This window comes from Staphylococcus sp. HMSC62B09 (genome assembly GCF_001839115.1).
GTDB classification, from domain to species: domain Bacteria; phylum Bacillota; class Bacilli; order Staphylococcales; family Staphylococcaceae; genus Staphylococcus; species Staphylococcus haemolyticus.
Genome location: NZ_KV840096.1, coordinates 12,482 through 36,369, shown reverse-complemented (window position 1 = coordinate 36,369; position 23,888 = coordinate 12,482). Strand labels below are relative to the sequence as shown.

The following is a 23,888-nucleotide window of genomic DNA, read 5'->3' as shown; positions in this document are numbered from 1 at the left end:
TATGGATATTAAATTGTTAAACCCGTTAACATTAGCCTACATGGGTGACGCAGTGTTGGACCAGCACGTGCGAGAATATATCGTTCTTAAATTACAAAGTAAGCCTAATCGATTGCATCAAGTTTCGAAAAGTTATGTGTCTGCGAAAAGTCAGGCGCAAACTTTAGAAACATTATTTGAAATGGGTTGGTTCACGGATGAAGAATTAGATATTGTTAAAAGAGGTCGTAATGCTAAAAGTCACACTAAGGCTAAAAATACGGATATTCAAACTTATCGTAAAAGTTCTGGTTTAGAAGCAGTCATTGGATATTTATATTTAGATCATCAAGAAGAAAGATTGGAAAATTTACTTGATATGATTGTTCAAACAGTCAATGAAAGGTAGTGAAAACAGTGGAAGATATCGTTATTGTCGGTAGGCATGCTGTTAAAGAAGCGATTGTTTCTGGCCATACAATTAATAAAATTTGGATACAAGAGGGAATCAGAAAGCAACAAATCAATGATATTTTACAAAATGCTAAAGAGCAAAAATTGATTGTGCAAACAGTTCCAAAATCCAAATTAGATAATTTAGCAAATGCACCTCATCAAGGTGTTGCTGCACTTATTGCACCATATGAATATGCTGATTTCGATCAATTTATTCAATCTCAAAAGGATAAAGAAGGTTTATCAACTGTAGTGATTTTAGATGGCCTTGAAGATCCGCATAACTTAGGCTCTATATTGAGAACGGCAGATGCTAGCGGTGTTGATGGTGTTATTATTCCTAAAAGACGTTCAGTAGCATTAACGCAAACAGTTGCTAAAGCGTCAACAGGTGCGATACAACATGTTCCAGTTATGCGTGTTACGAATTTAGCAAAAACAATTGACGAATTAAAAGAACATGGCTACTGGGTAGCAGGTGCTGAAGCGGATAATGCAACAGACTATAGAGAAATGGCGGTGGATATGCCATTAGCTATCGTTATCGGTAGTGAAGGACAAGGCATGAGTAGATTAGTGAAAGATAAATGTGATTTTTACATTAAAATACCTATGGTTGGACATGTTAATAGCCTCAATGCATCGGTAGCTGCTAGTTTAATGATGTATGAAGTATATCGTAAACGTCATCAAATCGGAGATAACGCATGAAAGATAAATATTTGATAATTGATGGCTACAATATGATTGGACAGTCACCTGAACTCGGTAAAATTGCAAAAGATAATTTGCAAGAAGCACGAGAGCAATTATTAGATGCTATAGCAAACTATAATGCTGTTGTAGCTGATGAAATTGTATGTGTGTTTGATGCGTATGAACAATCAGGTATAGAAAGAGAATACATTTATCATGGTGTAAAAACAGTATTTACAAAAGAAAAAGAGACTGCGGATAGCTATATAGAACGTTATGTTTATAATTTATATAACAAGCACACGACACATATTACCGTTGTAACCAGTGATATGAGCGAGCAACATGCAATATTTGGTGCTGGCGCATATCGTGTATCTTCGAGAGAGATGTGGCGTGATTTAAGAGAAAATGAAATCACAGTGAGTAAGTCATTAGATGATTTCACAGAAAGTAAACCGAGAACTCGCATTTCGTTATCAAATGATGTATTAGCAGAATTTGAAAAGATTAGACGTGGAAATCATAACAAAGATTAAAATCGTCCACTTGTCTTTTGAAAATGACTTCATATAAACTTTGCCTAACTTAATTTGAAAGGTAAGGTTTATGGCGCATCAATTTATACAACTAGAGAAGATCTTTAAAGCATTCCAAAATAGTCGTAGTAGTCACGAACAAGAGAGATTATTTATAGATATAGTAAACCACATACAACCTAAACTTTTTATAAAATTTAAAAGTTATGGAATGAAAAATGAAGATATTGAAGATTTAGTACAAGAAACTTTAATCAGGATTTATTTAGCACTTCATACATTTGATTTTAGTACAGATGTTCCTTTCGAACACTATTTGAATTGTATCGTACGATCGATGCGAAATGATTTTTGGAGAAGAAAATATATTGAGACTGATAAGCACGAAAGCATCATTAATGACTATGTTATTGATTACAAATTGAATCAATCAAGTAAACATATTGAAGATATCTTTATGATAAAAGAGAAGCGAGAATTGCTAGCGAGTAGTTTAACAGTATTAAGTCGATTCGAGCGAAGCGTAGCTGAATTACTAATGTCTGATTATTCGCCTAGTGAAATTGCAAAACAGCTAGGTATTAAAGATAAAGTGGTTTACAATAGTATTCAACGTTGTAAAATGAAAATGAAGTACTATTTATTGAGGCGTCTTTATTAAGTTGTATCAACTCATACACATCGGCGCTTGTTTGACATTTAATGTTAGGTTTATGTATAGTATACTGGTATTAAAATGAGCAAAGGTGAACTGATTTGAAAAAAGTACCTTTAATTTGTGATGTTTGTGGTACTAGAAATTATAACGTACCGAAAAAAGAAACTTCTGCAACGAGACTAGAAATAAAAAAATATTGTTCGAGATGTAATGCACATACGATTCATAAAGAGTCTAAATAATAGTGAAAGTATTGCTATTAAAGTTAACGGTTAACTAACTGTGAGTATGGAGGTAATTTTGATGGCTAAAGATAAGGGCACAAACAAAGAAAAAGACAGTTTCTTCCAAGGCGTTAAAAGTGAAATGGAAAAAACGAGTTGGCCAACAAAAGAAGAACTTTTTAAATATACTGTAATTGTAGTTTCTACAGTAATCTTCTTTATGGTCTTTTTCTGGGTATTAGATATAGGTATTGGGAATTTAATTGAACTATTTAGATAAGAATAAGGAGTGACAACATGTCTGAAGAGGTTGGCGCAAAGCGTTGGTATGCTGTGCATACGTATTCTGGATATGAGAATAAAGTTAAGAAGAATTTAGAAAAAAGAGTAGAATCAATGAATATGACAGAACAGATTTTTAGAGTTGTCATACCTGAAGAGGAAGAAACACAAGTTAAAGATGGTAAAGCTAAAAAACAACTAAAAAAAACGTTCCCTGGTTATGTACTTGTAGAACTAGTGATGACTGATGAATCTTGGTATGTAGTACGTAACACACCTGGTGTTACAGGATTCGTTGGTTCAGCTGGAGCAGGTTCTAAACCAAACCCATTATTACCTGAAGAAATGCGATTCATTTTAAAACAAATGGGACTTAAAGAAAAAACAATCGACGTAGAATTAGAAGTCGGAGAACAAGTTCGTATTAAATTTGGACCGTTCGCTAATCAAGTTGGAGAAGTTCAAGAAATCGAACCTGATAAATTTAAATTAACAGTATTAGTTGATATGTTTGGAAGAGAAACACCAGTTGAAGTTGAATTTGATCAAATAGAAAAACTATAATCAATTAAATTTTAAAAACATTGAACAACAAAAAAGATGAAATTTTACTATTGCTTTTTAAGTTGGTTCAGTGTTAAAATAATGTGGTCGCGTTTTTATAGCGCTCATTTCGTCACGAAATGTTTATGAGTGGGAGGGCAAAACTGAGCCCTGTGACCACATCACGATATCAAGGAGGTGCACATCGTGGCTAAAAAAGTAGAAAAAGTAGTTAAATTACAAATTCCTGCAGGTAAAGCGAACCCAGCACCACCAGTTGGTCCAGCATTAGGTCAAGCAGGTGTGAACATCATGGGATTCTGTAAAGAATTCAACGCACGTACACAAGAACAAGCAGGTTTAATCATTCCGGTAGAAATCAGTGTTTATGAAGATCGTTCATTTACATTCATTACTAAAACTCCACCGGCTCCAGTACTACTTAAAAAAGCGGCTGGCGTAGAAAAAGGTTCTGGTGAACCTAACAAAACTAAAGTTGCTACAGTAACTAAAGATCAAGTACGTGAAATTGCTCAAACTAAAATGCAAGACTTAAACGCTGCAGACGAAGAAGCAGCTATGCGTATTATCGAAGGTACTGCTCGTAGTATGGGTATCACTGTACAATAATTAATGAATACAAAGTTAGTTTAATTTTGAAATAAACTGATAGACGATAGCAGGTAACAGAAATGACAACGACAATATTGTCTATGATTAGTCTGGGTGACTAGTAATCTTTCTTAAGATTACTCAAACATTAGACATTCATCTGTTATCTGCTCTTAACTTGTGTTAGGCACAAGTAAGCGTGGGAGGAAATTCCGCTAAAACCACTAAAGGAGGAACAATAAATGGCTAAAAAAGGTAAAAAGTATCAAGAAGCAGCTAATAAAGTTGATCGTACTAAACATTATAGTGTTGAAGAAGCAATCAGCTTAGCTAAAGAAACAAGCATTGCTAACTTTGACGCATCAGTTGAAGTTGCTTTCCGTTTAGGAATTGATACACGTAAAAATGACCAACAAATCCGTGGTGCAGTAGTATTACCAAACGGAACTGGTAAATCACAACGTGTATTAGTATTTGCTAAAGGTGACAAAATCACTGAAGCAGAAGAAGCAGGCGCAGATTACGTAGGTGAATCTGAGTACGTACAAAAAATCCAACAAGGTTGGTTCGACTTTGACGTAGTAGTAGCTACACCAGACATGATGGGCGAAGTAGGTAAATTAGGTCGTGTATTAGGACCTAAAGGTTTAATGCCAAACCCTAAAACTGGTACAGTAACTATGGACGTTAAAAAAGCTGTTGAAGAAATCAAAGCTGGTAAAGTTGAATACCGTGCTGAAAAAGCAGGTATTGTACATGCTTCAATCGGTAAAGTTTCATTCAGCGATGAAAAATTAGTTGAAAACTTCAAAACTTTACAAGATGTATTAGCTAAAGCTAAACCATCATCTGCTAAAGGTACTTACTTCAAATCTGTTGCTGTAACTACAACAATGGGTCCTGGAGTTAAAATTGATACTTCATCATTCAAATTATAATTAAGTGTAAACTTATTTAATTATAGAACCTGTGACTTTCGAATGTCACAGGTTATTGTTATGTATATACAGAAATAACTTTTGTGTGAACATGATGTAATCTATAAATGGAATTTATTTATTCCGAACATATTGAAGTCTATGTCTTCATATATGATGGCGAAGAAATAATTAGTCGATAGAGAAGTAATAACTTTATCTCATTTATAGAAAAAATTGGAAAAGTGATTGACATATTACAATAATGAGGTTATATTATTTATTGTGATTATTTTACCTAAGACAGTAGGAGTTATAGTATAACTTAAAAATTATCCTGCCGAGGCTAAAATTGACTTGAACGTGTGATCATAAAAATGATCTTTCAAGCGCTTTTTGCCGTGGGTAGAAAGTGCTTTTTTTATTGAGAAATTTAAAAAGCACCAAAAATAAAAATGGAGGTGTCTGAATGTCTGCTATTATCGAAGCTAAAAAACAACAAGTTGATGTTATTGCTGAACAACTTAAAAATTCAGTTTCAACTGTTATCGTTGACTACCGTGGCTTAACAGTTGCAGAAGTAACTGAACTACGTTCACAATTACGTGAAGCTGGTGTTGAGTACAAAGTTTACAAAAACACTATGGTTCGTCGTGCAGCTGAACAAGCAGGTATCGAAGGCTTAGATGAATTCTTAACAGGTCCTACAGCTGTTGCAACTTCAACTGAAGATGTAGTAGCACCAGCGAAAGTTATCGCAGGATTTGCTAAAGAACATGAAGCTTTAGAAATCAAAACAGGCGTTATGGAAGGTAGCGTTATTTCAGCAGAAGAAGTTAAAACTGTTGGTTCATTACCTTCACACGATGGTCTTGTTTCTATGCTTTTATCAGTATTACAAGCTCCAGTACGCAACTTCGCTTATGCGGTTAAAGCTGTTGGAGAACAAAAAGAAGAAAGCGCTGAATAATTGCGCATAAAAAATTAAAATAATTGGAGGAAATATAAAATGGCTAATCAAGAACAAATCATTGAAGCAATTAAAGAAATGTCAGTATTAGAATTAAACGATTTAGTAAAAGCAATTGAAGAAGAATTTGGTGTAACAGCAGCAGCTCCTGTAGCAGCAGCTGGTGCAGCTGGTGGCGGAGACGCAGCAGCAGAAAAAACTGAATTTGACGTTGAGTTAACTTCAGCTGGATCTTCAAAAATCAAAGTTGTTAAAGCAGTTAAAGAAGCAACTGGCTTAGGCTTAAAAGATGCTAAAGAATTAGTAGATAACGCACCTAAAGTAATCAAAGAAGGCGTTGCTAAAGAAGAAGCTGAAAAACTTAAAGAACAATTAGAAGAAGTTGGAGCTACTGTAGAATTAAAATAATTCTAGTATCTTAACTTAATATCGAAGGTTATGTGTTTTTGATGTATTAATAATGCATTATCAGAAGTAACCCGAATTCTTTGAGAAATTAAAACCCCGTTATCACGATAACGGGGTTTTTACTTCATTTTCTAGTAAAATAAAGATGAACAATGAAAAAAGAGGTGACGTTATGGGACACTATTATGATGAAAATCCAAATGTACAAAGTGATGAAAGAGTCATTCAATATCATTATCATTCCCATCAATTAAATTTAACTACAGATGCAGGTGTGTTCTCAAAAGCACAAGTAGATTTTGGATCAGATACGTTAGTACAAACATTTTTAAACGAGCATCGTCCTGGACCAAGTAAGACGATTGCTGATGTCGGATGCGGGTATGGTCCGATAGGATTAATGATTGCAAAAGTTTCGCCACATCATCAAGTTACTATGGTTGATGTGAATCATCGTGCCTTAAATCTTGCTGAAAAGAATAAAAAAGCAAATCAAATTGATAACGTCATTATCAAAGAAAGTGATGGTTTATCACAACTAAAGGATAGTCATTTTGATTATGTACTAACCAATCCTCCCATTAGAGCTGGCAAAGAAGTTGTTCATCGTATTTTTGAAGAAGCATATCAACAGTTAAATTCACAAGGTGAGTTGTACGTTGTGATTCAAAAGAAACAAGGTATGCCTTCTGCTAAAAAGAAAATGGAAGAAATTTTCAATAATGTCGAAGTTGTTAACAAGAATAAAGGGTACTATATATTGAAAAGCCGAAAAGGTTGATTTCAAAGTCGTATTCTGATATAGTTATAAAATGTAAAAATTTATGTTCAATAAGTGTGTACTTTTACGCGAAAAGAGTACGATAAACAAGAATAAATGTAGAATCGAAAATGGTGTCATCAACTGTGTTGCCGTTTTCTTTTTGTCTTGTTATACGATTTTACGCGTATTGGTTCATCACACAATATTTGAGGGGTGAATCTGTTTGGCAGGTCAAGTTGTCCAATATGGAAGACATCGTAAACGTAGAAATTATGCGAGAATTTCAGAAGTATTAGAATTACCAAACTTAATAGAAATTCAAACTAAATCTTACGACTGGTTCCTAAAAGAAGGTTTATTAGAAATGTTCCGTGATATTTCTCCAATTGAAGATTTCACAGGTAACCTTTCTTTAGAGTTTGTAGATTATCGATTAGGTGAACCAAAATATGATTTAGAAGAATCAAAAAACCGTGACGCTACTTATGCTGCACCTCTTCGTGTTAAAGTACGTCTAATAATCAAAGAAACTGGCGAAGTTAAAGAACAAGAAGTATTTATGGGTGACTTCCCATTAATGACAGATACAGGCACATTCGTAATCAATGGTGCAGAACGTGTAATCGTGTCTCAATTAGTACGTTCACCATCCGTTTATTTCAATGAAAAAATTGACAAAAACGGTCGTGAAAACTATGATGCGACAATTATCCCTAACCGTGGTGCATGGTTAGAATATGAAACAGATGCTAAAGATGTAGTTTATGTACGTATTGATAGAACGCGTAAATTACCATTAACAGTATTATTACGTGCTTTAGGCTTCTCAAATGATCAAGAAATTATTGATTTATTAGGAGACAGTGAATATTTACGTAATACGCTTGAAAAAGATGGCACTGAAAATACTGAGCAAGCATTATTAGAAATATACGAACGTTTACGTCCTGGTGAGCCACCAACAGTTGAAAATGCGAAAAGTTTACTTTATTCACGCTTTTTCGACCCTAAACGTTATGATTTAGCAAGTGTTGGTCGTTACAAAGCTAATAAAAAATTACACTTAAAACACCGCTTATTTAACCAAAAATTAGCAGAACCAATCGTTAATAGCGAAACTGGTGAAATTGTTGCCGAAGAAGGTACAGTTTTAGACCGTCGTAAATTAGACGAAATTATGGAAGTTTTAGAAACAAATGCTAATAGTGAAGTGTTTGAATTAGAAGGTACAGTTATTGATGAACCTGTTGAGATTCAATCAATCAAAGTTTACGTACCAAATGATGAAGAAGGTCGTACGACTACTGTAATTGGTAATGCATTACCAGATTCAGAAGTTAAATGTATTACACCAGCAGATATTATTGCTTCAATGAGTTATTTCTTTAACTTGTTAAATGGCATTGGTTATACAGATGATATTGACCACTTAGGAAACCGTCGTTTACGTTCAGTTGGTGAATTATTACAAAACCAATTCCGTATCGGCTTATCAAGAATGGAACGTGTTGTACGTGAAAGAATGTCAATTCAAGACACAGACTCTATCACACCGCAACAATTAATTAATATCCGTCCAGTTATTGCGTCAATTAAAGAGTTCTTCGGTAGCTCTCAATTATCACAATTCATGGACCAAGCCAATCCATTAGCTGAGTTAACGCATAAACGTCGTCTTTCTGCATTAGGACCTGGTGGTTTAACACGCGAACGTGCTCAAATGGAAGTACGTGACGTTCACTACTCTCACTATGGTCGTATGTGTCCAATCGAGACTCCAGAGGGACCAAACATTGGTTTGATTAACTCATTATCAAGTTATGCACGTGTGAATGAATTTGGTTTCATTGAAACACCATATCGTAAAGTAGACTTAGACACTAACTCTATTACAGATCAAATCGACTACTTAACAGCTGATGAAGAAGATAGCTATGTAGTTGCTCAAGCGAACTCTCGCTTAGATGAAAATGGTCGTTTCTTAGATGATGAAGTCGTATGTCGTTTCCGTGGTAATAACACAGTTATGGCTAAAGAGAAAATGGACTACATGGACGTATCTCCTAAACAAGTAGTTTCAGCTGCGACAGCATGTATTCCTTTCCTTGAAAATGATGACTCTAACCGTGCATTAATGGGTGCAAACATGCAACGTCAAGCAGTACCATTGATGAACACAGAAGCACCATTTGTTGGTACAGGTATGGAACATGTTGCTGCACGTGACTCAGGCGCTGCAATTACAGCTAAATATAGAGGTCGCGTTGAACATGTTGAATCTAAAGAAATCTTAGTTCGTCGTTTAGTAGAAGAAAACGGTACTGAACATGAAGGTGAATTAGATCGTTATCCATTAGCTAAATTCAAACGTTCAAACACTGGTACTTGTTACAACCAACGTCCAATTGTTTCAGTTGGCGATGTCGTTGAATATAATGAAATTTTAGCTGACGGACCATCAATGGAATTAGGTGAAATGGCATTAGGTCGTAACGTTGTCGTTGGTTTCATGACTTGGGACGGTTACAACTATGAGGATGCTGTTATTATGAGTGAACGTCTAGTTAAAGATGACGTTTATACTTCAATTCATATTGAAGAATATGAATCAGAAGCCCGTGATACTAAACTAGGACCTGAAGAAATCACTCGTGATATTCCAAACGTTTCAGAAAATGCACTTAAAAACTTAGATGATCGTGGTATTGTCTACGTTGGTGCTGAAGTTAAAGACGGTGACATCTTAGTAGGTAAAGTAACGCCTAAAGGTGTGACTGAATTAACAGCTGAAGAAAGATTATTACACGCTATCTTCGGTGAAAAAGCACGTGAAGTACGTGATACATCATTACGTGTACCTCACGGAGCTGGTGGTATCGTTCTAGATGTTAAAGTGTTTAATCGTGAAGAAGGCGATGATACTTTATCTCCAGGCGTTAACCAATTAGTACGTGTATACATCGTACAAAAACGTAAAATCCATGTTGGGGACAAAATGTGTGGTCGTCATGGTAACAAAGGGGTTATCTCTAAGATTGTACCTGAAGAAGATATGCCTTACTTACCAGATGGACGTCCAATTGATATCATGTTAAACCCACTTGGTGTACCATCTCGTATGAACATCGGACAAGTATTAGAATTACACTTAGGTATGGCTGCTAAAAACTTAGGCATCCATGTTGCATCTCCAGTATTCGATGGTGCGAACGATGATGATGTATGGTCAACAATCGAAGAAGCAGGTATGGCTCGTGACGGTAAAACAGTCTTATACGATGGTAGAACTGGTGAACCATTTGATAATCGTATTTCTGTTGGTGTTATGTACATGCTTAAACTTGCACACATGGTTGACGATAAATTACACGCTCGTTCAACTGGTCCATACTCACTAGTTACACAACAACCGCTTGGTGGTAAAGCACAATTCGGTGGACAACGTTTCGGTGAGATGGAGGTATGGGCACTAGAAGCATATGGTGCTGCTTACACATTACAAGAAATCTTAACTTACAAATCTGACGATACAGTAGGACGTGTTAAAACTTACGAAGCTATCGTTAAAGGTGAAAACATCTCTAGACCAAGTGTTCCAGAATCATTCCGCGTATTGATGAAAGAATTGCAAAGTTTAGGTTTAGATGTCAAAGTTATGGATGAACAAGATAATGAAATCGAAATGGCTGATGTTGATGATGAAGATGCAACTGAGCGCAAAGTAGATTTACAACAAAAAGATGTTCCTGAAACTCAAAAAGAAACTACTGACTAATTAGAATTTGAAGTTATAAAAAAAGTAAGGGGTTAGAAACTCAGTTCGATTTAAACTTAAAATAAGCTAATCGTGCTGATTTCTTCCCTACAATCATATGACTTGTTTTAGTTTCAATAGATGTAAATCAATCAAATAGCACAGCTAATCTAAATTGAAGGAGGTAGGCTCCTTGATTGATGTAAATAATTTCCATTATATGAAAATCGGTTTAGCCTCACCTGAAAAAATCCGTTCATGGTCATACGGTGAAGTAAAAAAACCAGAAACAATCAACTATCGTACATTGAAACCAGAAAAAGATGGTCTTTTCTGTGAAAGAATTTTTGGACCTACAAAAGACTGGGAATGTAGTTGTGGTAAGTACAAACGTGTACGCTACAAAGGCATGGTTTGTGACAGATGTGGTGTAGAAGTAACTAAATCTAAAGTACGTCGTGAAAGAATGGGACACATTGAATTAGCTGCTCCAGTTTCACATATTTGGTATTTCAAAGGTATTCCAAGTCGTATGGGTCTTTTATTAGACATGTCTCCTAGAGCATTAGAAGAAGTTATTTATTTCGCTTCATATGTTGTAGTAGATCCAGGTCCAACAGGCTTAGAGAAAAAATCATTATTATCTGAAGCTGAATTCAGAGAATATTATGATAAATACCCAGGTCAATTTGTAGCTAAAATGGGTGCTGAAGGTATTAAAGACCTATTAGAAGAAATTAACTTAGACGAAGAATTAAAATCATTACGTGACGAATTAGAATCTGCAACTGGTCAAAGATTGACACGTGCGATTAAACGTTTAGAAGTTGTTGAATCATTCAGAAACTCAGGTAATAATCCAGCGTGGATGATTTTAGACGTACTTCCAATTATTCCACCTGAAATCCGTCCAATGGTTCAGTTAGATGGTGGACGTTTCGCAACAAGTGATTTAAATGATTTATACCGTCGTGTTATTAACCGTAATAATCGTTTAAAACGTTTATTAGACTTAGGTGCTCCTGGCATCATCGTTCAAAACGAAAAACGTATGTTGCAAGAAGCAGTTGATGCTTTAATCGATAACGGTCGTCGTGGTCGTCCAGTTACTGGTCCAGGTAACAGACCATTGAAATCACTTTCACATATGTTGAAAGGTAAACAAGGTCGTTTCCGTCAAAACTTACTTGGTAAACGTGTTGACTATTCAGGTCGTTCAGTTATCGCTGTTGGTCCAAGCTTAAAAATGTATCAATGTGGATTACCTAAAGAAATGGCGCTTGAATTGTTCAAGCCATTCGTAATGAAGGAATTAGTTCAACGTGAAATTGCTACTAACATCAAAAATGCTAAAAGTAAAATTGAGCGTATGGACGATGAAGTATGGGACGTATTGGAAGATGTAATTAGAGAACACCCTGTATTACTTAACCGTGCACCTACACTTCACAGATTAGGTATCCAAGCATTCGAACCTACATTAGTTGAAGGTCGTGCTATCCGTCTACACCCACTTGTAACAACAGCTTACAACGCGGACTTTGACGGTGACCAAATGGCCGTTCACGTTCCTTTATCTAAAGAAGCACAAGCTGAAGCACGTATGTTAATGTTAGCTGCTCAAAACATCTTGAACCCTAAAGATGGTAAACCTGTCGTAACACCATCACAAGATATGGTATTAGGTAACTATTACTTAACATTAGAACGTAAAGATGCAGTGAACACTGGTACTATCTTTAATGATACAAACGAAGTGCTTAAAGCTTATGCAAATGGCTATGTTCATTTACACACTCGTATTGGTGTACATGCGAAATCATTTAACAACCCTACATTCACAGAAGCTCAAAATAACAAAATTTTAGCTACTTCAGTAGGTAAAATAATTTTCAATGAAATCATTCCTGATTCATTCGCATACATCAATGAACCTAGTCAAACAAATCTTGAAGGTAAAACACCTGACAAATACTTTATTGATCCAACTCAATTAGGTGAAGGTGGACTTAAAGCATACTTTGAAGAACAAGAACTTATTGAACCATTCAATAAAAAATTCTTAGGTAATATTATTGCCGAAGTCTTCAATAGATTCAGTATCACTGATACATCTATGATGCTTGACCGTATGAAAGATTTAGGTTTCAAATTCTCATCTAAAGCTGGAATTACTGTTGGTGTAGCAGATATTGTTGTACTTCCAGATAAACAAGACATTTTAGATGAGCACGAAAAATTAGTAGAACGTGTATCTAAACAATTTAATCGTGGTTTAATTACTGAAGATGAACGTTATAATGCCGTTGTTGAAATTTGGACAGATGCCAAAGATCAAATTCAAGGCGAATTAATGCAATCTCTTGAGAAAACAAATCCAATCTTCATGATGAGTGATTCTGGTGCACGTGGTAACGCGTCTAACTTTACACAATTAGCTGGTATGCGTGGTCTAATGGCCGCACCATCAGGTAAAATTATTGAGTTACCAATCACATCTTCATTCCGTGAAGGTTTAACAGTGTTAGAATACTTCATCTCTACACACGGTGCGCGTAAAGGTCTTGCCGATACAGCCCTTAAAACAGCTGACTCTGGTTACCTTACTCGTCGTCTTGTTGACGTTGCTCAAGACGTTATTGTTCGTGAAGAAGACTGTGGCACAGACCGCGGCTTACTAGTTTCTGATATCAAAGAAGGTACAGAAATGATCGAACCATTCATCGAACGTATTGAAGGACGTTATTCTAAAGAAACAATTCGTCATCCTGAAACTGATGAAATCATCATCCGTCCAGACGAATTAATCACTGCTGAAATTGCTAAGAAAATCACTGATGCCGGTATTGAACAAATGTACATCCGCTCAGCATTTACATGTAACACACGTCACGGTGTATGTGAAAAATGTTACGGTAAGAACCTTGCTACTGGTGAAAAAGTTGAAGTGGGTGAAGCAGTTGGTACAATCGCTGCCCAATCAATCGGTGAACCTGGTACCCAACTTACAATGCGTACATTCCATACAGGTGGTGTAGCAGGTAGCGATATCACTCAAGGTCTTCCACGTATCCAAGAGATCTTCGAAGCACGTAATCCAAAAGGTCAAGCTGTGATTACTGAAATCGAAGGTGTCGTTGAAGATATTAAATTAGCAAAAGATCGCCAACAAGAAATTGTTGTTAAAGGTGCTAATGAAACAAGATCTTACTTAGCTTCAGGTACTTCTAGATTAAAAGTAGAAGTCGGTCAATCAGTTGAACGTGGTGAAGTATTAACTGAAGGTTCAATCGAACCTAAGAACTTCCTAGCTGTTGCTGGTTTAAATGCGACTGAAAGCTACTTACTTAAAGAAGTTCAAAAAGTTTATCGTATGCAAGGTGTAGAAATTGACGATAAACACGTTGAAGTAATGGTAAGACAAATGTTACGTAAAGTTAGAATCATCGAAGCTGGTGATACTAAGTTATTACCTGGTTCATTGGTTGACATTCATAGCTTTACAGATGCAAACAGAGAAGCGTTTAAAGAACGTAAACGTCCAGCAACTGCTAAACCAGTATTGCTTGGTATTACAAAAGCTTCTCTTGAAACTGAAAGCTTCTTATCAGCAGCATCATTCCAAGAAACAACTCGTGTACTTACAGATGCAGCAATCAAAGGTAAACGTGACGACTTACTTGGACTTAAAGAAAACGTTATTATTGGTAAGTTAATTCCAGCTGGTACTGGTATGAGACGTTATAGTGACGTTAAATATGATAAAGCTGAAACACCAGTTACTGAAACTGAAGAAGCAGAAATCATTGAATAATAAATGAAATAACACTGAATTCATATTCATTTCAATATCTACGAGACGGGACTTATCAATCTTTTAAGACGATAGTCTCGCTCTCGTTCTTTATTTTTTATAATTAGTAAAAAGTCTGCAAAATATGTTGACTTAATGCTGATTTAAGTGTTATTATTGTAAAGGTTGATGCAAGCAGAACTTTGGAGGATATTTTAATGTCTAATGAAAAAGTTGCACGCTTTAACAAACAACACTATGTAGTTGGTCTTAAAGAAACGCTTAAAGCGTTAAATAGAGATCAAGTTGCATCTTTGATTATTGCTCAAGACGTTGAGGTACATTTGTTAGCTCACGTATTTAGTTTAATCAATCATAAAAATATGCCTATTACTTATTTTCAAAGTAAGCATGCTTTAGGAAGTTATGTAGGTATTAACGTTAATGCAACAATTGTTGCGTTATTGAATGAGAATTAGTAAGTATATTGCTTACTAAATTTTATTTAACCTAAAAATGAACCACCTGGATGTGTGGAATTAAAAAGTGAAGAGAGGAGGACATTTCAATGCCAACTATTAACCAATTAGTACGTAAACCTAGACAAAGCAAATCTAAAAAATCAGATTCACCAGCTTTAAACAGAGGTTTTAATAGTAAAAAGAAACAATTTACTAACTTAAATTCACCTCAAAAACGTGGTGTTTGTACTCGTGTAGGTACTATGACACCTAAAAAACCTAACTCAGCGTTACGTAAATATGCACGTGTGCGTTTATCAAACAATATTGAAATCAACGCATACATCCCTGGTATCGGTCATAACTTACAAGAACACAGTGTAGTACTTGTACGTGGTGGACGTGTTAAAGACTTACCTGGTGTGCGTTACCACATCGTACGTGGTGCACTTGATACTTCAGGTGTTGACGGACGTAGACAAGGCCGTTCATTATACGGAACTAAAAAACCTAAAAATTAAGTTTAAGATTGTGTAAATTTTAATTTCAATTTTTAATAATATACTATAATAGGAAGGGAGGATTTTAATTATGCCTCGTAAAGGATCAGTACCTAAAAGAGACGTATTACCAGATCCAATTCATAACTCTAAATTAGTTACAAAATTGATCAACAAAATTATGTTAGATGGTAAACGTGGAACAGCACAAAGAATTCTTTATTCAGCATTTGACCTTGTAGAACAACGCAGTGGTCGTGATGCTTTAGAAGTATTTGAAGAAGCAATTAACAACATTATGCCAGTATTAGAAGTAAAAGCCCGTCGTGTGGGTGGTTCAAACTACCAAGTACCAGTTGAAGTTCGCCCAGAACGTCGTACTACACTAGGGTTACGTTGGTTAGTTAACTACGCTCGTCTTCGTGGTGAAAAAACTATGGAAGATCGTTTAGCTAACGAAATCTTAGATGCTGCTAATAACACAGGTGGTGCCGTTAAGAAACGTGAGGACACTCACAAAATGGCAGAAGCGAACAAAGCATTCGCTCACTACCGCTGGTAAGATTAAAGCTTTAACCCTGAGTGTGTTCCGTCACATTGGTTTACCAAATAAGATGGCTCATGCTTAGGGCATCGCCATATTCAATAGTACTTATTCAGTAATTACTGGAAGGAGAAAAACAATGGCTAGAGACTTTTCTTTGAAAAACACTCGTAACATCGGTATCATGGCTCACATTGATGCTGGTAAAACAACTACGACTGAACGTATTCTTTACTATACAGGTCGTATCCACAAAATTGGTGAAACACACGAAGGTGCTTCACAAATGGACTGGATGGAACAAGAACAAGACCGTGGTATTACAATCACATCAGCTGCTACAACAGCTCAATGGGATGGCCACCGTGTAAACATTATCGATACTCCAGGACACGTAGACTTCACTGTTGAGGTTGAACGTTCTTTACGTGTACTTGATGGTGCGGTTACTGTACTTGATGCTCAATCAGGTGTAGAACCTCAAACTGAAACAGTTTGGCGTCAAGCTACAACTTATGGTGTACCTCGTATCGTATTCGTAAACAAAATGGATAAATTAGGCGCTAACTTCGACTATTCTGTAAGTACATTACATGATCGTTTAGATGCTAACGCTGCACCTATCCAATTACCAATTGGTGCCGAAGACGAATTTGAAGCTATCATCGACTTAGTAGAAATGAAATGCTACAAATATACTAATGACTTAGGAACTGAAATTGAAGAAATTGAAATTCCTGAAGATCACAAAGAAAGAGCAGAAGAAGCTCGTTCTAATTTAATCGAAGCAGTTGCAGAAACTAACGATGAATTAATGGAAAAATATCTTGGTGATGAAGAAATTTCAGTAGCAGAGTTAAAAGATGCAATTCGTCAAGCAACTACTGACGTAGAATTCTACCCAGTACTTTGCGGTACAGCATTCAAAAACAAAGGTGTTCAATTAATGCTTAACGCAGTAATTGACTACTTACCATCACCTTTAGATGTTAAACCAATCGTAGGCCATCGTGCTGAAAATCCTGAAGAAGAAGTAATTGCTAAACCAGACGATTCAGCTGAATTTGCTGCATTAGCATTCAAAGTTATGACTGACCCTTACGTTGGTAAATTAACTTTCTTCCGTGTATATTCAGGTACTTTAACATCAGGTTCTTACATTAAGAACTCAACTAAAGACAAACGTGAACGTGTAGGTCGTTTATTACAAATGCATGCTAACTCACGTCAAGAAATCGACACTGTTTACTCAGGCGATATCGCTGCTGCAGTTGGTCTTAAAGATACAGGTACTGGTGACACATTATGTGGTGAAAAGAATGACATTATCTTAGAATCAATGGAATTCCCTGAACCAGTTATCCACTTATCAGTAGAACCAAAATCTAAAGCTGACCAAGATAAAATGACTCAAGCTTTAGTTAAATTACAAGAAGAAGACCCTACTTTCCATGCACACACAGATGAAGAAACTGGACAAGTTATCATCGGTGGTATGGGTGAGTTACACTTAGACATCTTAGTTGACCGTATGAAGAAAGAATTCAACGTTGAATGTAATGTAGGTGCGCCAATGGTTTCATATCGTGAAACATTCAAGCAATCTGCACAAGTTCAAGGTAAATTCTCTCGTCAATCTGGTGGTCGTGGTCAATACGGTGATGTTCACATTGAATTCACACCAAATGAAACTGGCGCAGGTTTCGAATTCGAAAACGCTATCGTTGGTGGTGTAGTTCCTCGTGAATACATTCCATCAGTTGAAGCTGGTCTTAAAGATGCTATGGAAAACGGTGTATTAGCTGGTTATCCATTAATCGATGTTAAAGCTAAATTATTTGATGGTTCATACCATGATGTCGATTCATCTGAAATGGCCTTCAAAATTGCTGCATCATTAGCACTTAAAGAAGCTGCTAAAAAATGTGATCCAGTTATCTTAGAACCAATGATGAAAGTAACAATCGAAATGCCTGAAGAATACATGGGCGATATCATGGGTGACGTAACAGCTCGTCGTGGACGTGTTGATGGTATGGAACCTCGTGGTAATGCACAAGTTGTTAACGCTTATGTACCACTTTCAGAAATGTTCGGTTACGCAACTTCATTACGTTCTAACACTCAAGGTCGCGGTACTTACACTATGTACTTCGATCACTATGCAGAAGTTCCAAAATCAATTGCTGATGATATCATCAAAAAAAATAAAGGTGAATAATTAAACTTGTTTTAGCTAGAATTTCTAGGTAAAATACAGCGTAAGCTTATTAATTAAGTGAACATCTTTATGAATTGATTTTTTACTGAAAATGCATTATAAATGAATTATGAATTCTAACAATCATTATGTCTCATGATGGTGAGAAACTATCATGAGAGATAATATTGAAATAACTTTTACTAGAATAGGAGAGATTTAATAATGGCAAAAGAAAAATTTGATCGCTCAAAAGAACATGCCAATATTGGTACTATCGGTCACGTTGACCATGGTAAAACTACTTTAACAGCTGCTATCGCAACTGTATTAGCTAAAAATGGTGACACTGTAGCACAATCATATGACATGATTGACAACGCTCCAGAAGAAAAAGAACGTGGTATCACAATCAATACTGCACACATCGAGTATCAAACTGACAAACGTCACTATGCTCACGTTGACTGCCCAGGACACGCTGACTATGTTAAAAACATGATCACTGGTGCTGCTCAAATGGACGGCGGTATCTTAGTAGTATCTGCTGCTGACGGTCCAATGCCACAAACTCGTGAACACATTCTTTTATCACGTAACGTTGGTGTGCCGGCATTAGTAGTATTCTTAAACAAAGTTGACATGGTTGACGATGAAGAATTATTAGAATTAGTTGAAATGGAAGTACGTGACTTATTATCTGAATACGACTTCCCAGGTGACGATGTACCTGTAATCGCTGGTTCAGCATTAAAAGCTTTAGAAGGCGATGCTCAATACGAAGAAAAAATCTTAGAATTAATGCAAGCAGTTGATGATTACATTCCAACTCCAGAACGTGATTCTGACAAACCATTCATGATGCCAGTTGAGGACGTATTCTCAATCACTGGTCGTGGTACTGTTGCTACAGGCCGTGTTGAACGTGGTCAAATCAAAGTTGGTGAAGAAGTTGAAATCATTGGTATCCATGACACTTCTAAAACAACTGTTACTGGTGTAGAAATGTTCCGTAAATTATTAGACTACGCTGAAGCTGGTGACAACATCGGTGCATTATTACGTGGTGTTGCTCGTGAAGACGTACAACGTGGTCAAGTATTAGCTGCTCCAGGTTCAATCACACCTCACACAAAATTCAAAGCAGACGTATACGTTTTATCTAAAGACGAAGGTGGACGTCACACTCCATTCTTCACAAACTATCGTCCACAATTCTATTTCCGTACTACTGACGTAACTGGTGTTGTTAACTTACCAGAAGGTACAGAAATGGTTATGCCTGGCGACAACGTTGAAATGACAGTAGAATTAATCGCTCCTATCGCGATTGAAGACGGTACTCGTTTCTCAATCCGTGAAGGTGGACGTACTGTAGGATCAGGCGTTGTAACTGAAATCTTCGAATAATTTTAATTATTCCTTATTTCTTAATGAGACTCCCTATTGGGAGTCTTTTTTTATTTTTGTAAATGTCATATTTACATTTTAATCTTATTTCTAGTTTTCAGATTATGCTTTTTCAATCTCATTTTTAATAATAATAAAAAATGCCTATGATCAACTCAATATAAAAGTAATCATAGACATACAGAATCTAAATAAATTTATTCAATTTTAAAATACTTGTTCAATTTCTAAAATTTTTAAAAACTCACTAGCTGCATACTTAAATGCAGACTCATCGATGTCAAAGTGAGGGTTATGATGTGGCGCTGTTATGCCTTTGTCTGGATTACCACAGCCAGTTAAGAAAAAAGCACCTGGACGTACTTTTAAATAGTGAGAGAAATCCTCACCAATCATCATTAATTCAGATTCATTAAAACGTAAATGCAAATCATTCGCTGCTTGTTTAACAACTTCATATGCATTTACATGATTATGTACAGGTAAATAACCACGAATGTATTCCAAGTCATAAGTTATGTCGTTTGCTAACGCAAGTCCTTGTAATAACTTATCCATTTTATTGTGTATATGAGTTTGAAGTTCTGTGTCGAATGTTCGCACAGTTCCTTTACAAAAGGCACTATCAGGAATAACACTATCCGATGATCCTGCTTGAATCATTCCGAATGTGAGCACTGCTTCTTTTACAGGATCAATTGTTCTAGAGATGATCTTTTGCGCACTTAGGATAAACTCTGCCATGATGACGATAGGGTCAATGGTTTCATGTGGCTTAGCACCATGTCCACCTTTACCTTTAATTGTAACTGAGAACTCATCTGGTGATGCCATAATAGCACCAGGTCTTGAATATATTGTACCAGTACGATAACCACTCCATAAATGTGTACCATAAATTTTGTCTACACCATTTAAGCAACCATCATCAATCATTTCTTGAGAACCACCAGGCATAATTTCCTCACCATATTGGAAGATAAAGACCACATTTCCTTTTAATAAATGACGATGTTCATGCACAATTTCAGCGACACCTAATAAAATTGCTGTATGTCCGTCATGACCACATGCATGCATTAATCCATCATTTTTAGATTTATAGGGTACATCGTTAAGTTCTTGTACCGGCAAAGCATCAAAGTCAGCGCGAAAGGCCACAGTAGGGCCATTTTCTTTTCCTTTAAACGTTGCTTTAATACCATTACGCCCAATAGGTGATTCGATCTCGCAATCAAGATGACTGAGCTGATTTAGAATATAATTATGCGTCCAAGTTTCCTCGAAAGAAGGTTCAGGATATTGATGCATATATCGGCGCATCTGTATCATTCTATTTTCCTTATTACTGGCTAATTGAAACCAATCTAACACATTAACCACTTCTTCCTAATTATTGTGAATTTTAGTATACCAAATTCTAATACAACTCAATAGTTTAATTATTTATTTTTTGAAAAATGAAGTGAAAATTACATGTTGTATGAACAATTGTACATGAGGTGAAGAATATGCAATATATTGAATTTATTGGAATGATAGTGCTTTCATGTTGAAGGAAAATCAGTTATGATTATGTTGATATAAAAAATACAAAGGGGATATGAATATGGTTCAATCACTACACAATTTCTTAGAAGAAAATATTCAATATTTAAAAGATAATGGATTATATAACGAAATCGATTCTATCGAAGGTGCTAATGGTCCAGAAATCACAATCAATGGGAAACAATATATTAACTTATCATCAAACAACTACTTAGGACTAGCGACAAATGAAGATTTAAAATCTGCTGCTAAACATGCTATCGATTCACACGGTGTTGGTGCTGGTGCCGTACGTTCAATCAACGGTACATTAGACCTACACGATGAATTAGAAGATACTTTAGCTAAATTCAAAGGTACTGAAGCAGCTATCGCTTATCAATCAGGTTTCAACTGTAACATGGCAGCTATTTCAGCAGTAATGAACAAAAACGATGCGATTCTTTCAGATGAATTAAACCATGCTTCAATTATTGATGGTTGTCGTCTATCTAAAGCTAAAATCATCCGTGTTAACCACTCTGATATGGATGACTTAAGAGCTAAAGCAAAAGAAGCTGTAGAATCTGGTCAATATAATAAAGTAATGTACATTACTGATGGTGTATTCAGTATGGATGGAGATGTTGCTAAATTACCAGAAATCGTTGAAATTGCTGAAGAATTCGGTTTAATTACTTATGTTGATGATGCACATGGTTCAGGCGTTATGGGTAAAGGTGCAGGTACAGTTAAACATTTTGGCCTACAAGATAAAATTGACTTCCAAATCGGTACACTTTCTAAAGCTATCGGTGTAGTTGGCGGTTACGTAGCAGGAACTAAAGAATTAATTGATTGGTTAAAAGCTCAATCACGTCCATTCTTATTTTCAACTTCTTTAGCACCTGGAGATACAAAAGCAATTACAGAAGCTGTGAAAAAATTAATGGCTTCTACTGAATTACACGATCAATTATGGGATAACGCTAAATATTTAAAAGATGGCTTAGAAAAACTTGGATTCAATACTGGTGAATCAGAAACACCAATTACACCAGTTATTATTGGTGATGAAAAAGAAACTCAAGAATTTAGTAAACGTCTTAAAGATGAAGGCGTGTATGTAAAATCTATCGTATTCCCAACAGTACCTCGTGGTACAGGTCGTGTAAGAAACATGCCTACAGCAGCACATACACAAGAAATGTTAGATAAAGCAATTGCTGCTTATGAAAAAGTTGGTAAAGAATTAGGTACTATTAAATAAATTAAAATAGAAGATAGAATTTTTAGACTGGGATGATATTCATTGTCCCAGTCTTTTTATTGTGACAAAAAGCTGATTTTGAAATTTATGCTTTGTTTTTATGTGAGGAACAGATTAGTATTTTGGTAAAATTGATTTATAACAAATAATTTTAAAATATGAAGTGAGAAACTAAAACAATATAAGCTTATAGTGCAGAAGGAGGGATACTCGTGTTACGTTTAAGACAATTGAGCTATGCAGATAAAGATGCTTTAACGAAGTACCTCCAAGAATGGTATGTGAATGATGAACCAATAGTGCCTTCAAACACAGACATGTCAAGGTATGAATCATTTGAGAGTATGGTAGACCATCTAAATAGTACTGAAGTTGATGACGACTGGGTACCGACGACAACATTATTTTGTTTCGAGGATGAGGTGATTGTTGGTGCAGTCGATATTCGTCATTACTTGAATCAACGCTTAGTAAATATAGGTGGTCATGTAGGTTACGGAGTGTGTAAGTCACGTAGAGGACAAGGTATTGCTTCGTTGATGCTGAAAGAGGCTAAAGCTTTTCTAAAAGAAATAGGCGTAGATAAAGTGTTAATGACTACAAATCCCAAAAACGTTGCCTCTCAAAAAGTGATCAAACATAGTGGGGGTTATGAAATTGAATCTTACGTTAAAAAGAATGGAAATTTGGTCAGTCGATTTGAAATTCCTAATGAATGAAGGTTAGATGAATGAAGGATTTAAAAGTAGTATATGCATTGATACAAAATGAAGAAGGGAACGTGTTATTAGTTCATAATACAGATGGTGGCGGATGGTCATTACCAGGTGGCAAAGTTGAATACGGTGAAACTTTAGTTGAAGCGCTAAATCGGGAAGTTAGAGAAGAAACAGGATTATTAGTTGAAGTTAACGACATAGTAAGTGTTAATGAGGGTAAATCGACACAAATGAATGTTCATACACTTTTTTTCATGTTCAAAGCACAGGTTCAAGATTATACAACAGACATACAAATGAAAGATGAAATTTCGACATTAGGTTGGTTCTCGATTCCAGAAGCTGATGAAAAGTTAATCTATTATCATCATAGTTTGAATGCGTTTTTAAATAATAAGGCTACTTATTATGATGAGGGTTTCGTGGATTGAAATGTGAAAAAGAGGATGGGCCAAATATAATATTTTAATCATTCAGAGTACATTTGCAGAAGCTAACTCAACTGAAAAGACACTTAAATCAAGCACATCAAAATTTTTAGTACATTTAAGAGTGAAATCTAGCTAAAAAATTTAAAAGATTAATGAATAATGCAAATTAGAGTGGCACAACGATTTCGTCGTGCCACTCTAGGCGTCAAAAGTTTATAAATAGTTTCAT

23 protein-coding genes and 1 other annotated feature are annotated in these 23,888 nt (G+C 35.7%); of the genes, 22 read left to right on the top strand and 1 reads right to left on the bottom strand.

Going from position 1 to position 23,888, the window contains the following annotated elements; all coding sequences use genetic code 11:
• Window position 1: 1 nt before the first annotated feature.
• The 19 genes from HMPREF3265_RS01885 (at window position 2) to tuf (ending at window position 19,709) form a co-directional block, all read left to right on the top strand.
• On the top strand, window positions 2–388 hold the full coding sequence (locus tag HMPREF3265_RS01885; protein WP_029376688.1) for a Mini-ribonuclease 3: 387 nt from the start codon (window positions 2–4) through the stop codon (window positions 386–388).
• An 8-nt stretch (window positions 389–396) separates the two neighbouring features.
• Window positions 397–1,146 carry a 23S rRNA (guanosine(2251)-2'-O)-methyltransferase RlmB gene (rlmB, locus tag HMPREF3265_RS01880; RefSeq protein ID WP_070443014.1) on the top strand — a complete coding sequence of 250 codons (750 nt, stop codon included), beginning with the start codon at window positions 397–399 and terminating at the stop codon, window positions 1,144–1,146.
• The gene (locus HMPREF3265_RS01875; protein ID WP_011276728.1) at window positions 1,143–1,670 is read left to right on the top strand and encodes an NYN domain-containing protein; all 528 of its coding nucleotides are present in this window, start codon (window positions 1,143–1,145) and stop codon (window positions 1,668–1,670) included. The genes rlmB and HMPREF3265_RS01875 overlap by 4 nt, the downstream gene beginning before the upstream one ends.
• A gap of 70 nt (window positions 1,671–1,740) precedes the next feature.
• A complete protein-coding gene (locus HMPREF3265_RS01870) occupies window positions 1,741–2,331 on the top strand; it encodes a sigma-70 family RNA polymerase sigma factor (protein WP_070443011.1) in 591 nt (196 codons plus the stop codon).
• A gap of 95 nt (window positions 2,332–2,426) precedes the next feature.
• Entirely contained in the window at window positions 2,427–2,570 is a 144-nt protein-coding gene (gene rpmG / locus HMPREF3265_RS12105; RefSeq protein WP_075140394.1) for a 50S ribosomal protein L33, read from the top strand.
• A 61-nt stretch (window positions 2,571–2,631) separates the two neighbouring features.
• Entirely contained in the window at window positions 2,632–2,832 is a 201-nt protein-coding gene (gene secE, locus HMPREF3265_RS01865) for a preprotein translocase subunit SecE (protein ID WP_011276726.1), read from the top strand.
• A gap of 17 nt (window positions 2,833–2,849) precedes the next feature.
• Complete coding sequence (nusG, locus tag HMPREF3265_RS01860; RefSeq protein WP_037552085.1) at window positions 2,850–3,398, top strand: transcription termination/antitermination protein NusG; 549 nt, start codon at window positions 2,850–2,852, stop codon at window positions 3,396–3,398.
• A 186-nt stretch (window positions 3,399–3,584) separates the two neighbouring features.
• Window positions 3,585–4,007, top strand: coding sequence for a 50S ribosomal protein L11 (gene rplK, locus HMPREF3265_RS01855; protein ID WP_001832298.1), 423 nt, complete (start codon window positions 3,585–3,587; stop codon window positions 4,005–4,007).
• Between the two features lie 224 nt (window positions 4,008–4,231).
• On the top strand, window positions 4,232–4,927 hold the full coding sequence (gene rplA, locus HMPREF3265_RS01850) for a 50S ribosomal protein L1 (RefSeq protein ID WP_011276724.1): 696 nt from the start codon (window positions 4,232–4,234) through the stop codon (window positions 4,925–4,927).
• A gap of 258 nt (window positions 4,928–5,185) precedes the next feature.
• Window positions 5,186–5,337: a sequence feature (ribosomal protein L10 leader region), on the top strand.
• Between the two features lie 38 nt (window positions 5,338–5,375).
• Window positions 5,376–5,876 carry a 50S ribosomal protein L10 gene (gene rplJ, locus HMPREF3265_RS01845; RefSeq protein ID WP_011276721.1) on the top strand — a complete coding sequence of 167 codons (501 nt, stop codon included), beginning with the start codon at window positions 5,376–5,378 and terminating at the stop codon, window positions 5,874–5,876.
• A 39-nt stretch (window positions 5,877–5,915) separates the two neighbouring features.
• Window positions 5,916–6,284: a 50S ribosomal protein L7/L12 gene (gene rplL / locus HMPREF3265_RS01840; RefSeq protein ID WP_011276720.1), complete on the top strand. Its 369-nt coding sequence runs from the start codon at window positions 5,916–5,918 to the stop codon at window positions 6,282–6,284.
• A gap of 172 nt (window positions 6,285–6,456) precedes the next feature.
• Entirely contained in the window at window positions 6,457–7,065 is a 609-nt protein-coding gene (locus tag HMPREF3265_RS01835) for a class I SAM-dependent methyltransferase (RefSeq protein WP_070440613.1), read from the top strand.
• A 205-nt stretch (window positions 7,066–7,270) separates the two neighbouring features.
• Window positions 7,271–10,822, top strand: a complete 3,552-nt coding sequence (rpoB, locus tag HMPREF3265_RS01830) for a DNA-directed RNA polymerase subunit beta (RefSeq protein WP_037552082.1) — start codon at window positions 7,271–7,273, stop codon at window positions 10,820–10,822.
• Between the two features lie 199 nt (window positions 10,823–11,021).
• Window positions 11,022–14,615, top strand: a complete 3,594-nt coding sequence (rpoC, locus tag HMPREF3265_RS01825) for a DNA-directed RNA polymerase subunit beta' (protein ID WP_176744744.1) — start codon at window positions 11,022–11,024, stop codon at window positions 14,613–14,615.
• Between the two features lie 197 nt (window positions 14,616–14,812).
• Window positions 14,813–15,073, top strand: a complete 261-nt coding sequence (locus tag HMPREF3265_RS01820; protein WP_070440607.1) for a ribosomal L7Ae/L30e/S12e/Gadd45 family protein — start codon at window positions 14,813–14,815, stop codon at window positions 15,071–15,073.
• 89 nt (window positions 15,074–15,162) lie between these two features.
• Window positions 15,163–15,576, top strand: coding sequence for a 30S ribosomal protein S12 (rpsL, locus tag HMPREF3265_RS01815; protein ID WP_016931318.1), 414 nt, complete (start codon window positions 15,163–15,165; stop codon window positions 15,574–15,576).
• A gap of 70 nt (window positions 15,577–15,646) precedes the next feature.
• A complete protein-coding gene (rpsG, locus tag HMPREF3265_RS01810; protein WP_001137495.1) occupies window positions 15,647–16,117 on the top strand; it encodes a 30S ribosomal protein S7 in 471 nt (156 codons plus the stop codon).
• 121 nt (window positions 16,118–16,238) lie between these two features.
• A complete protein-coding gene (gene fusA, locus HMPREF3265_RS01805) occupies window positions 16,239–18,320 on the top strand; it encodes an elongation factor G (protein WP_049396704.1) in 2,082 nt (693 codons plus the stop codon).
• Between the two features lie 204 nt (window positions 18,321–18,524).
• The gene (gene tuf / locus HMPREF3265_RS01800; RefSeq protein WP_037552072.1) at window positions 18,525–19,709 is read left to right on the top strand and encodes an elongation factor Tu; all 1,185 of its coding nucleotides are present in this window, start codon (window positions 18,525–18,527) and stop codon (window positions 19,707–19,709) included.
• 207 nt (window positions 19,710–19,916) lie between these two features.
• Here tuf and HMPREF3265_RS01795 read toward each other — a convergent pair whose 3' ends face one another.
• On the bottom strand, window positions 19,917–21,083 hold the full coding sequence (locus HMPREF3265_RS01795; RefSeq protein WP_037552069.1) for a M20 family metallopeptidase: 1,167 nt from the start codon (window positions 21,081–21,083) through the stop codon (window positions 19,917–19,919).
• Between the two features lie 235 nt (window positions 21,084–21,318).
• Between HMPREF3265_RS01795 and HMPREF3265_RS01790 the strand changes: the two genes are divergently transcribed.
• From HMPREF3265_RS01790 to HMPREF3265_RS01780, 3 genes are all read left to right on the top strand, one after another.
• Window positions 21,319–22,509 carry a glycine C-acetyltransferase gene (locus HMPREF3265_RS01790; protein ID WP_070860925.1) on the top strand — a complete coding sequence of 397 codons (1,191 nt, stop codon included), beginning with the start codon at window positions 21,319–21,321 and terminating at the stop codon, window positions 22,507–22,509.
• 212 nt (window positions 22,510–22,721) lie between these two features.
• Window positions 22,722–23,228 (top strand): GNAT family N-acetyltransferase, encoded by a 507-nt coding sequence (locus HMPREF3265_RS01785; RefSeq protein WP_070860924.1) that lies wholly within the window; start codon window positions 22,722–22,724, stop codon window positions 23,226–23,228.
• 11 nt (window positions 23,229–23,239) lie between these two features.
• On the top strand, window positions 23,240–23,659 hold the full coding sequence (locus HMPREF3265_RS01780; protein WP_053025244.1) for an NUDIX hydrolase: 420 nt from the start codon (window positions 23,240–23,242) through the stop codon (window positions 23,657–23,659).
• The last annotated feature ends 229 nt before the right edge of the window (window positions 23,660–23,888 follow it).